This is a genomic window from Paenibacillus sp. FSL K6-1566, assembly GCF_038050475.1.
In the GTDB taxonomy this organism is placed as follows: Bacteria; Bacillota; Bacilli; order Paenibacillales; family Paenibacillaceae; genus Paenibacillus_AQ; species Paenibacillus_AQ lactis.
The window spans coordinates 1,048,783-1,061,368 of record NZ_JBBOSR010000001.1 but is presented as its reverse complement, the minus strand read 5'-3'; the positions used below and the strand labels follow the sequence as shown (position 1 = coordinate 1,061,368).

Below are 12,586 nucleotides of genomic sequence, written 5' to 3'. Positions count from 1 at the left end.
GCAAATGGGGATACATAAATATCAGCTCCATCCTCACATGGCAACACCGCTGCGAGAAGAAAGCCAATCTGTTATTATGGTGGTGCTGTCATACGAACGTCATGAAGAATATTTATAAAGATGAAAAAGGGCCATCCCTTCGAAAGCGATGACCACATTCGTTGGAACAGTCTCATGAATGTATTGCTTTGCGACTTCAAAAGAAAGGGCAGACCCAACTGAGTAAAATCATGTTAGGTCTGCCCTTGATGTTTATTGATCTATTCTTGCTTATTGATCTATTCTTGCTCCCGAACTTCCAGCATTCTGAGCAGCATGACGACCGCTTCCGCCCGCGTTGCCGTGTCGTTTGGAACGAATTTGTTGCCGCCGCGGCCGCTAACGATACCCAGTTTGCGAATGGCTTCTACCGCACCTTTCACCCACTTCGGAATGTCTTCGTCATCGGTAAAGCGGGTTGTTGTATTCGAATCAAGATGCACCTTCAGCGATTTGGCAATCATGGATGCCATCTCCGCGCGGGTGATCTGCGCGTCTGGTCGGAAGCTGCCGTCATCGTAACCGCTGACGATTCCCGCTTGTACAGCAAGAGCTACCGCCCGTTTGGCCCGGAAACCAATTTTGTCCTGATCCGTGAAGGTAAGCGCCGCGCCTGTGTCGTCCAGTTTCAGCGCCCCAACCAGCATGACCGTAAATTCGGCTCGGGTAACCGGGTTGTTCGGCTTGAACGTTCCATCCGGATAACCGCTCACAAGCTTTTGAGCCGCCGCTCGAATGATAGAGTTCTCGCCCCAATGACCGGCAATGTCGGTGAACGATGAGTCTGGTTGCTTAGGTGTTTCTTCTCCATCATTCTTTTTCATGTCAATTGCCAAAACGGCGTACTTGGTAAAGTGATCAACCTCAGCCGTGATCCATTCGCCGTTGACTATGCCGCCGACTTCAATCCACGTTTTCCTCTCTTCATCGTAGTAGAAGATGGCGACTTTCTGATTGTTGCCGACTTTGGTCGGATCGAATTTGATCGATATTCTAACCGGCTTCTTGAAGTTGCCGCTGAAGTTTTTCAAGACCTCAAATACTGGGCTGACGAGTGTTTCCTGATCCGTCAGGAGGTCAGATGTACCGTTCAACCCTTCGATCGTGATGCGCAGTTCCTGCTCTGCGACTCCATTCGGAACTTTGATGATAATTTCTCGGTCCAGACTGACTTCTCCGGCCCTATCGGCAGGAATGGTAATGGCGCCGTTGGTCGACGTAATGATTCCTGTTTCGCCTCCGCTGGAACCCCCGTCACCGCCCCCGCCGGAACCGCCATTACTGCTGGATGCTCGCGGAGTCGCTGTTGCTATATTGGAGAAATCGCTTGTGCTTCCCTCATGGATCGCCTTGACCGCGAACGCATATGTCGTTCCGTTCGTCAAGCCGGTCACCGTATACGTGGTCGCCGTGACATTCGCTTGCACGAGAACCCAATTGCTCGTATCTGTCGGTGCTGTTGTCCCTTCGTATTGGTACACTGCATAGCTAACCGTTCCTGTTACAGCGTCCCAGTTCAAGGTGACTTGGCGATCGCCCGTGGCGCTGGTCAGGTTCGACGGCGCTGGCGGTGCGGGCGGCAACGCTGCGGTCGGTTTCGCCGTCGTTATTGCGGAGTAATCGCTCGTTCCTCCCGCATTGCTGGCCGTCACTGCGAACGCATAAGTCGTTCCGTTCGTCAAGCCGGTCACCGTATACGTGGTCGCCGTGACATGCGTTTGCACGAGAACCCAACCGCTCGGATCTGCCGGTGCTGTTGCCCCTTCATATTTGTATACCGCATAGCTGACCGTTCCTGTTACAGCATTCCAGTTCAAGGTGACTTGACGATCGCCCGCTGTACTGGTCAGGTTCAACGGCGCTGGCGGGTTCGTCGTGAAAGTCAGTGTCGTGTCCGCTCCGGCTGGCGTTCCCGTCACTGCATTCGCCGCTACACGCACCTTCACGGTAACATTCCCCGGGAACGTCGGCGGGTTCGACGGATCGTAGGCGGTGTATGTGGTTCCGCCATCCGTCGAGTATTCCATCGTCGCATCGGCTCCGACGATCAGGTTCAAAACATCGTCCGCCGTGACGCTCGGCGCGGCGGGCGCTGACAGGGAAGCGACCGGTCCGGCAGGCGCGCTGGCCGCGCTTGTCCCTTGGGGCGTTCCTTGCGCTGCCGCGGGCGTCACCTCGAAGACTAAGTACTTGCCCGCAAGACCTTCTGTGAGCTCCAACGTCCGCTCCGTCGCTCCCGAGATTATCTTTCGATTAAGGCCCTGCTCGTTGTCCGCCATATACCAGCGGTACAGCGATTCGCCTTGCTCGTCGTCTTCGTCGTCCGTGAAATCGTATTCCCCCGTAACCGTTTGCCCTACCCGCAACGTCCCTTCGATTCTGACATTCGCGGCCTTCGGCGCCAGATTGAACGACCCGTACTTCATTGCGGAAAGCTTGGCGTCGGCAGAACGATCCTCATAGACGACGTAGGGTACGCCGCCATGGACAATCAGGGACGGAGCGAAGCCTTTGCCCGGCGTGAAACCTGCAGTCCCGACCGCAACCCATCCGCTGCCCGTGTATTTCATCATGGTGATGCGGTCGCTGCGTCCCGCGTCCTGATAGGCGGCGTACAACCCGCCGTTCGCGGCCGTCGCGGCTATCCCATAGGCTTGGCCGACAGAGAAACCTGCGCTGCCGACCGTTACCCACTCTCCTTTGGCGGAGTCGAACGTCATGGCGGAAGCTTTGCGGACGGAATTCCCATAGACGACATACAACCGGCTCCCATCCGATACGAGGGATGTATCGAACGCGTTGCCCGAAGTGAATCCGCGGGGGCCGACCAGCTCCCAACGCCCAGACACCGTATTGAACTTCATGACGGTGGCGCCGTAGCCCGCTTCGAACGTATAATCGGTGAAGCCGGCGTACAGCGCGCCGCCCATGACGGCCAGAGACGGGTCGTAGATGTCGCCCGCGGAGAAACCGGCATTGCCAATCGTTTCCCAGTTGCCGCTACCGTTCAGCTTCTTCACCGTCATTTTGCCGGTTACCGTTCCGTCGCGGTAAGCGATATGAACAGCGCCGTCGTGGGCGAGAAGAAACGGGGCGCTATCCTGATCCATTAACAGGTCCGGATTTATGATGCCGACCGCAATGGGGCTTCCCGCCTGCGTCCAGTCTCCCGCACCATCGAGCTCGTATTTCATCACATGGACGGAGGCTGAGTTGTTCTCGCCAACCACTCCAAAAGCGGCATATAGAACGTCGCCGTCGACGAGCAGCGACGGAACGCCGATCGCCCCGGACGAGAAACCCGCGCTACCGACCGGCGACCATTCCGCCTCGTTCGCGCCAAGCTTCATGACCGTCGCCCTGCCGCCATGCGCCTGGTCCCGGAACAACGCATACAACGTACCGTCCACGCCCGCCTGCAGCGCTGGCGAGCTCGCCTTGCCTCCGGTAAAACCCGCTTGTCCGGCGGGGACCCACTTGGCGGACGGATTCGCCGCCGTCATGAAGTTCCACGTCGTCGGCTTCGCGATGCCGCCGTAAACGTCGTTCACCGCATGCCGGAACGCGCCGGCATCGATCAGCACGTAATACCCCTCCAAGGGCAGCAGGTTAGCAGCAGGCTTGATCGTAACAACTTTACCCATGACCTGCACGTTGGGGGAGTTCGCCTCAATCTTTTCGACAACCGCGCCCCCTTCCGTCATCAGATAGATGAATTTGCCCGGCAAGGCTTCCACCGAATCGTTGAACGTCAGCACGAGCTTTTCGTCCACCGCAACTCCTGTCGCGTTGTCCGCCGGGGCGTACGAAACGATGGCCACATGAGGCTCCACCTCATTGTCAGCCTGGATCGTTCCGTTCGCCATCCGATTGTGTGCCTTGTCTGTGACGGCCGGATCGCCGTCCGTATAGGCGACCGTAACGGTTTGACCGTTCAACACCGGTTCCCCCAGCGTCAGCAGCAGCTCTTTTCCGTTCAGCTGCGTTCCGGCAATCAGTGCTTCGTCACCGTTCACAGAAACGTGAAACCGCGCAATCGCCGCTTCTTCCGCTTCGATTGTCTCGGGGAAATAAACGGAAACCTGATTCGGCGTATCATTCGATATCTTTGCGCCGCTCATGATCGGTGCCATGTTGTCGTCCCGCAGGAAGGTCGGCGATCCGATCCGGTCGTCCAGATGCCACAGCGTGTCAAAGTCCCACCCGGCGAAGGTCGTCTCCTTGGCCATGTCGGCAGAGGTCACCGGCGTTCCGGAGGCTTCCTCTCGATCGGATTGGCCGGTATTTTCCTTGTCGTAAAATGCGGAAGTCAGCGTAGCTCCGGCAAACTTATCGCCAATAAGTCCCCCGGTGGTCATGCTGCCCTCAGGGCCTTCCACTTCCCCTGAAGCATATACGTTCGTGGCGGTGGAATGCCCCGTCCAACTGACCCCGCCGATCAACCCGCCGATGCCCATAGCAAAACTGTCCGTTCCCGAGACGTCACCTGTCGCATAGCTGTCGTTGATCGCGCTGTTCTCGATCATCCCCACAAGTCCTCCGACGTCGTAGCTCCCGCTGACCGCGCCCGTCGAGCAAGACGCATTGATCTCGCTGTCCCTAATCATCCCCGCAAGCCCACCGGCGTAATAGTATCCTACGACCTCGCCCGTCGAGCAAGACGCGTTGATCGTGCCGCCGGTTAAAGAACCGACAAGCCCTCCAGCATTATTGCCGGAGCTACTCGCGTCACTTTCTACACGCACCTCGGTATTGCTCGTCTCTATGAAGGCCCCGGCGTAGGTCGACCCCACAAGTCCGCCTACGTTATTGATGCCTGCAACGGTCCCTCCAGATACCCGAATATGGCTCGCCGTGCCAGACAATTGGCCGGCTAAGGCACCCGTGTCGCCTAAGAAGCCCGACTTCGCAACATGAACGTCGGACAAGACCAGGTCTTGAACAACCCCGCCGCCTCCGATCACCGCGAACAAACCGACGTTGCCGAAACCGTTATCCGAGATCTTCAGTCCCGAAATCGTATGACCTTGCCCGTCAAAATGTCCGGTGAACGGCGATGCCAGACCGAAATCGCCCAAGCCGATCGGTCTCCAATTGGCAATCCCGGACAGATCGATGTCGCTCCCGAGCTCATAATACGCGTTCAAGTCGTTCCTGACCGCGTCCAGTTGTTCCGCATTCGTCACGATATACGGGTGATCTATCGTTCCGTCTTCCACGCTTAACGCACGCAGACCGTAGACGTTACCGGTCACCGACACATGGAAGGCCGGATCCGGCGCGGCCTGCACCCGCATCGTCTGCAGCACCGGGAACATCCCGCTGATGGCGATCAATGTCGCCAGGGATAGACGCACCCATGCCGACAATACTATTCGCTGTACAAAGTTTTTGCTCATTTCGTTTCGCACCTCCAAAATTCGACAGAGACTGTGTCATTTTGGATTATACGAAACGACACCTTAAAAAAACCTTAAAAACATCCGTTCACGCCGACTCCGCCGGAATCCGCACCGTCACTTTCGTTCCCCGGCCCGGCTCGCTTTCCATCTGCAGCCCCGTGCCGTATTCGTATTTCAACCGCTTGTTGATATTCAGCAGACCGACGCCCTGACGCCTGTCCGAACCGGAAACCGGCAGTTGACTGAGCAACCCGTTCTCGATGCCGACGCCGTTATCTTCAATCACAAACCGGTATTCGCCCTCCGCTTCAAAAGCTGACAATTTGACCGTTCCGCCTTCGATCCGATGGCCGATCCCGTGCCGAATCGCGTTTTCGACGAGCGGTTGAAGCAGCAGGGGAGGGAGGCTCACCCGGAACATCCCTTCCGCAATGTCATATTCGAATTGCAAGCGATCCTTAAAGCGCGCTTTTTCAATTTCGACGTAAGTCCGGATCAGGCTGAACTCTTCTTCGAAGGTGATCCGATGCTCCGCATTGCTGAAGCGGAAGCTGCCGCGTAAATAATCGGCCAGATCCGTCGTCAATTTTCGCGAACGTTCCGCATCCGTATAACTGGAAGCGACAATACTGTTCAAGACGTTGTACAAAAAATGCGGCTTGATCTGCGATTGCAGAAACGCCACCTCCAGATCGACCGCCTTGGCGAGCGACTCCTTCATCGCCAGCAAGCTGCCGATTCTCGCCTTCAGCTCTGCCAGATCGAACGGCTTCGGCAAGAAGTCGTTCGCACCCGCCTCGAACGCCGCCACCTTGTCCTGAGGCCCAATGGCCGCCGTCACCATCAGCACGGGAAGCTCCGGCAGCGTGAAGGTTTTGCGGATCTCCTGGCATACTTCGTACCCCGATATGCCCGGCATCATCAAGTCGAGTACGACGAGATCGATCTTGTTCGGTTTGCCGATTTGTTCCAGGGCCTCATAACCGTTTTTGACGGCAATGACGTTATAGCCAAGGGGCTCCAGCGCGTCCATCAATACTTTCAAATTCAAGAATTGATCATCCACAATCAGAACGGTATGCTTCCCTTTTTGATTCAGATAATAAGGCGTCGCGAGCGCGTACTCCGGCGCTTTGACCGGATGTCCGCTTGCCCGGGAAGCCGTTTCCGGTTTCCCGCCGCTGCCTGCGATCGGCAGGGTGAACATGAACGTCGTGCCGGCGCCTTTCGTCGAAGATACCGCTATTGTTCCATTTTGCAACTCGACCAACTGCTTGACGATGGACAGCCCGAGCCCGAAGCCCCGGCGTTCCGCTGTCTCGTCAAACGATTGGAACGCTTCGAACAGGTGTGGGATGTTCTGCGCTTCGATGCCTTCGCCCGTGTCCTGAACCGAGATTTCAATCATGCCGCGATTCTCCGCCGCTGTGACGACAATGCTCCCGTTCTCCGTATGCTTGACCGCGTTGTCGAGCAGATTGCCGACGATCTGGCCGAACCGGCTTTCATCGGCAAGCGCATAGGGCAAATGTTCGGGGACGCGGTTCTCCATCCGGATGTTGCGGTCCGCGCACAGAAACGAATAGATTCGCACCTGCATCTCGACAGCCGGGCGGACATCGACCGGCGTCGGGTCAACGGCCAATTCGCCTTGCTTCAGCTTGGAAAAATCCAGAATATCGTACACCAGCTGCGAAAGCCTGCCGGTGATGCTCGTGATTAATTCAAGCTTCTCGCGCTGCTCCGCCGTCGGCGGATGATTGGCGTTGTCAAGCATCGACCTGGAGATATGCATGACGCCATGCAGCGGCGACTTGAACTCGTGCGACGTTCTTGCCAGAAAGTCGTCTTTCAGTTTGTCCGCTTTCAGCAATTGAACGGAGAGCTCTTCGATTTTCCGGAACGCGTTGGAGAACCGAAGCGACATGAGCAAAGCCAGCATCAGCAGGAACACGAACGGTTCGAACGGCGGCACCGCATAAACCGGTACGGCGAAATACACGTTCAGATTTTGCACCAGTGCATAGATGTTCAGGGCAACGGCAGAGACGGCCAGGTACAGGCTTCCCTCCACTTTGCGGAATGCCGCCAGGACGAAGACATAAATCGCATACAGCAGCGGGAAAGTGGCGTAGATCGTGACCAGTTGCCGGAACAGATCCGTCGCGAACCGGGGAATGAAGCCGATCGCCCAGACCATCAGTAACATTCCGGCGACCAACCCGATCCGGATCAGCCATTTGGAGCAAAACGGACGGAACGCCGTATACACGTACAGGAGAAATCCCATGCCTGCGCCAAGCGCCGAAACCATCTGAATGCGAAGATACAGCCAGAACGGAACGGAGCCGAACAGGCTGAACAGCACTCGTTCACCGCGCGTGCTGGTGAACAGGGCGAAAAACACGCACACCAGCCCGAATACGATCAGAGAAGTATCGTCCTTGCGCTGCGAATACAGACCGATGAAATAGAGCCCCATCATCAGAAAGGCTGTGAACGTAATCCAATCATGGGCGAGGGCCTTGTCGCGCAGCCCGGAAATTTGCGCGGCATATCCCAGATAGATGGATTCGGTGATGCCGCTGCTGGCGGGAAACTCGAAGTTGGCCACCTGCACAATGATTTCGTTCCATCCTGGCTGCAGCGTAAAATAGCCGGCATACGGCCGGTTCACCGCTTCATAGTTCCGCCTTTCCGCCGGATTCCCGCTTTGGCCCGCGACCTGGCCATTGACGATGATGCGGTTGGACATTTGGATCGACGATGTTTTCAGTCCGTAAACGGACGCAGAATCGCCGACTTTGATCCGCAGACGGTACGTCGCCATGCCGAGCGTCTTCATTCGATTCGACCACGATCCCGGCACTTCGATCCGCTCCGGCGACAGGCCGCTTGCATGCGCGAAGGAGGATGCGAAATCTTCATGAGAGAGGAGCTTGTCCGGGTAAAACTCCCATTCGCCGTCCAATGGAACGACGCCATCGTCCGCGAACCGCCACGCGGTCAAATCGAGAAATCCGTTTTCCGCTCTTGGCGTCTGCTTCCCGCCCAGCGAGAAATAAACGAGAAACATGCCGTATGTTGCGGCCAATATGGTCAGCGTTACGATCGCCGCTGCAATCTTTTTTCTCATCGTCCGCTCACCCAGACCATCCCATTTGCCCATGCAACCTTACCGTCTCCTCTTCCAGCTCGACCCCGAGCTGATCGCGAATGACCTGCTCCAGCTGCCGATAGACGCGCAGCGCCTCATTCCGGTTTCCCGCTTCCAGATGCAGCCGGATGAGCTCACGTCCGTCCGCCTCGGCATCCGGCGCAATCGCAAGCACGCGCTGCAAACTGTCCGCCGCGAGCGCCGCGCGGCCCCGCTTGCGAAAAAGACGGTGCATGCAGCGCAGCGAACGGATATACTTCGCTTTGATTGCCTCCTGCCTGGATACAGCCCAGCTATAATCGCAGCCCTCCATATATTCGCCTTTGTACAACCCGTTGATCTTGTCGTACAACCGTTCATCCGGTTCCTCCGCCGACAAAATGTCGTCCAGCATCCCCTCGAAAGCCGTCACATCGGCAGCCGCCCCGTCCAGCCGGATGGCGAACCCGTTTCCGGCTTTTTCTACGCTTATGGGCACGTCATGCTCCTGCAAGCTTCTCCGCAAGTAGGACAGGCAAGTATACAAATAGGTTTTCGCCTTTTTCACATCGTACCCCGGCCAAATCGACTCAATGATGAGCGCGGTGTCCACAGGCTTGCCTTCGTGATGGATCAAAAAAGCGCAGACTTCTTTTTCCTTGTTCGTTTTCCAGGAGAGCAGCCGGTCGTCGGCGTGAGGAAGCCCGATGGAAAAGCCCCCCATGCATCGGATCAAAGGACGGATGCTGGCGTCCGGGCGGGCCCGAATCGCGGATACGGTTTGCTTGATGCGCGATACCGCATGTTGCAGCCTGTACATCGTAATCGGCTTCAGCAGATAGTCGGTCGATTGAATTTCAAACGCTTCCACCGCATACTCCGCGTACGCCGTTGTAAACACAATCGGCATTTGGGGCTGGATGTCCCTGATTTTCCTCGCCGCCTCCATGCCCGTCATGCCCGGCATCTGGTTATCCAGGAAAACGGCGTCCACAGGCATCGTGTTCAAAGCTTCGATCGCCCGAATCGGATTCACAAACCTTCCGACGACCTTGACATCCCCTATTTGCCCAAGCAAAATCTCTAACAGATTGAGCGCATCTTCTTCATCATCCACGAGCAATACACGAATCATTGGGCTTGCCTCCTTCGCACGCCTATAGAAAGATACCTGTTACATACAGCAAAAAATCGTCCATTCATTTGCAATCTTCGCCATTCATGGCCACATTATGGACATATTCGACAGAAATGGTTCAATTCCTTGCCATTAAACGGTTTCGCCTCCGTTCACTTCATTCATTACTCCCCGGGCTTCGTCGTCATCAGGCTGTACAGCTTCGTATGCCGCGGGAACTTGTCGGTAAACGGCACAAGGGAGCTGCCTACCTTCATCAATCCATTCCCGGCGTCAACATTGGTAATATAGGAGAGTTGCAGTTCTGAAATATTAAGAAGTTCGGCAAGCTCTACCCGGTCGGTAGCTGCTTGATTCAGCATGACGATAAATTCGCTGTTCGCGAGCATCGTCCGGGCCGTATGGCTTTGCAGTAAGTCGTCCACGTTTTGTGTAATTCCCGTACAAAAAGCGCCATACTTTCGGACACGCTTCCAAAGCGTGAACAGAAAGTTGGCGCTGTATTCGTGCTGAAACAGAAGATAGATTTCGTCGATAATGATAAATGTATTTTTGCCTTTGGCCCGATTTTGTGTAATCCGATTTAAGATGCTATCCAAAACGACCAACATGCCGATCGGGAGGAGTTGTTTGCCCAAGTCGAGAATATCGTAGCAAATGAGCCGGTTATGGACATTGACATTGGTGGGCTTGGCGAACGTGTTCAGACTGCCGGAAGTAAACAGTTCAATCGCCAGCGCGATGTCCTGCGCCTCCGGCTCCGCTTGCCTCATCAGTTCCGCGCGGAAATCCTGAAGCGTCGGCGGCTGCCCCTTATAGTTGCTCTGCAAATACTTCCTGTACACGCTGGCGGTGCAGCGGTCAATGAGCGACTTTTCCTTGGCTCCCAGTTGATATCCGCCAATCAGCTGCTCGCAAAGCGAGAGGACGAATTCCGACTTGAGAATGATCGGATTGGCACCGTCGCCATATTGACGATTCATATCCATCGCATTGATATGGTTCGGCGAAGTGGCGGATATATGAATCGTCTCGCCGCCCAATGCGTTCACCAGTGCGGAGTATTCCCGTTCCGGGTCGATCAGGATAATATCGTCGTCGCTGGCCAGCATCTGGTTGACGATTTCCCGTTTCGCGGTAAAGCTTTTGCCGGAACCGGATACGCCGAGAATAAAGCTGTTTCCGTTCAGCAATTGTTTGCGGTTGGCAATAATCATGTTTTTGCTGATCACATTTTGTCCGTAGTAAATGCCGCCCGGATGCATGATTTCCTGCGCCCGAAAAGGGATAAAGACAGCCGTGCTTTCCGTCGTTAACGTCCGCAAAGCGTGAACCTTCCGCAAGCCGTAGGGAAGCACCGTATTCAGACCGTCCATTTGCTGGTAGGTCAGCGTGGAAAACTGGCACAAATGCTTGCGGGCGGTTGTGAGCAGCGCCTCCGTATCGCTGTCGAGCTGCTCCTTGCTGTCCGCGATATGGACCATCGTCAGCAGGCCGAACATCATCCGCTGGTCGCGAGTGGTCAAGTCGTTCAGAAATTCTTTGCTCTCTTTGCGTTGCTGCTCCATATCGTAAGGGACCACGGCGGAAAAATTGTTGTTCCGGTTTTGTCGCCGCTGCCAGTTGGTGATGTTCGTCTCCACGCCGAGCAAACGGCTCTCCACCTCACGAACGGCCTCGTCGGTCGGAATCGGGATGATATCCAGCGACAGCAGCAAATTCCGGTTCAGGTCGCAAAGCTCGGACACCATGCTGTCCTTAATATAGCTGGCGTATTCCCGCAGAAAGATGACGCGGCCAAAAAAATTGCCCATTCGAAAATGATCTTTTTCAAACTCGAACGTATCCGGGCAAATGTAATCCTTGAAATCATGCCCCTTGCGCATTGTTTCGGACAGATGGAAACGAAAGTCCGCTTCCTCGCCGATCCGAAAGAAATCATGGAAAATGCGCAGACGGTCAGTTGCATCCAGCTCGATACATTTGGAACCGAGACGGGAAAAATGCGACATCAATTCGGTTCCGACCCTCGCGAAATATTGACGGGCTTCCTCTACATTTTTCTTGACCACAGAAATGGTAACGTACTTTTCCTGAATCGTTCCGTTCGCGCCGATGGCCTTTGCGAGCAACATCTCGTTGTACTCCTGCCGGTACACATCAAGATGGTCCTCCCGAAGCGGAATCAGAATCGAGCTTTCAAAATCGGCCCGATTCAAACGCCGGTTATGGATTGTAATTTTCGTGGTCGCTCCGCTGTCAAAGGAATTGAGCAGCTCGGAATAAGACAAAAACATCGCTTCCTTGTCTTCCCTGGACGCTACGGCGTAGTTGATATCCTCGAACCGATACGATTTGGAGAACTTGTTGCCGACAAAAAAAATCCCGTCCGGCCAGAGGGCGCGAATCGGGATGACTTGCTGAACGCCTTTCGGAATGACAAATCGTTCCTTGTCCTGCTTGATGATGCGTCTGAGCGATTTAATCATGGCGCTTCATCCTTTCCTGCTCATGACTATGCATGCTCTTTTTCAGCGCTTCAACATAGATATTGGTCGAATAGAAGACGAATCGCCTTGGCATCAAAAATTCCGATTTCACATACGTCCAAAGCAACTGCTCTGCCGTCATGCCGTGATAGTTGATGAAACCCAAGGCTGCGCAGGGCGCGGCCCCCAAAATGCACATCCAGCTGAGCGTTTCCAAACCAAAGCGGTCGCGCAGTCCAAAATAAAGGCCGATCGCCACGCCGACAGCCAGCACAGAAAAAAAGAACTGCCGCAAGGACAGTCCAAAGAATAAGCTTTCGGTATAATCCCGGATTTCCCGGTTGATTTTCACTTCCATTTGAAATCCTCCCATAAACGATGC

The 12,586-nt window shown here is 55.3% G+C and carries 5 protein-coding genes; all 5 read right to left on the bottom strand.

Going from position 1 to position 12,586, the window contains the following annotated elements; translation table 11 throughout:
- Positions 1 to 278: 278 nt before the first annotated feature.
- The gene (locus tag NST08_RS04640; protein ID WP_251536416.1) at positions 279 to 5,438 is read right to left on the bottom strand and encodes a DUF4073 domain-containing protein; all 5,160 of its coding nucleotides are present in this window, start codon (positions 5,436 to 5,438) and stop codon (positions 279 to 281) included.
- Between the two features lie 88 nt (positions 5,439 to 5,526).
- Positions 5,527 to 8,610: a hybrid sensor histidine kinase/response regulator gene (locus tag NST08_RS04635; protein ID WP_251536414.1), complete on the bottom strand. Its 3,084-nt coding sequence runs from the start codon at positions 8,608 to 8,610 to the stop codon at positions 5,527 to 5,529.
- Entirely contained in the window at positions 8,585 to 9,712 is a 1,128-nt protein-coding gene (locus NST08_RS04630) for a response regulator (RefSeq protein WP_251536412.1), read from the bottom strand. Before NST08_RS04630 ends, NST08_RS04635 begins: the two co-directional genes overlap by 26 nt.
- Positions 9,713 to 9,879: 167 nt before the next feature.
- Entirely contained in the window at positions 9,880 to 12,204 is a 2,325-nt protein-coding gene (locus tag NST08_RS04625) for a VirB4-like conjugal transfer ATPase, CD1110 family (RefSeq protein WP_251536410.1), read from the bottom strand.
- Complete coding sequence (locus NST08_RS04620) at positions 12,197 to 12,562, bottom strand: PrgI family protein (RefSeq protein WP_251536408.1); 366 nt, start codon at positions 12,560 to 12,562, stop codon at positions 12,197 to 12,199. Before NST08_RS04620 ends, NST08_RS04625 begins: the two co-directional genes overlap by 8 nt.
- Positions 12,563 to 12,586: the final 24 nt, after the last annotated feature.

What these genes read in the sequence shown, in the direction of transcription:
- NST08_RS04640 (WP_251536416.1), bottom strand. Translation starts at nt 5,438, where the DNA reads ATGAGCAAAAACTTTGTACAGCGAATAGTATTGTCGGCATGGGTGCGT.
- NST08_RS04635 (WP_251536414.1), bottom strand. Translation starts at nt 8,610, where the DNA reads ATGGGCAAATGGGATGGTCTGGGTGAGCGGACGATGAGAAAAAAGATT.
- NST08_RS04630 (WP_251536412.1), bottom strand. Translation starts at nt 9,712, where the DNA reads ATGATTCGTGTATTGCTCGTGGATGATGAAGAAGATGCGCTCAATCTG.
- NST08_RS04625 (WP_251536410.1), bottom strand. Translation starts at nt 12,204, where the DNA reads ATGATTAAATCGCTCAGACGCATCATCAAGCAGGACAAGGAACGATTT.
- NST08_RS04620 (WP_251536408.1), bottom strand. Translation starts at nt 12,562, where the DNA reads ATGGAAGTGAAAATCAACCGGGAAATCCGGGATTATACCGAAAGCTTA.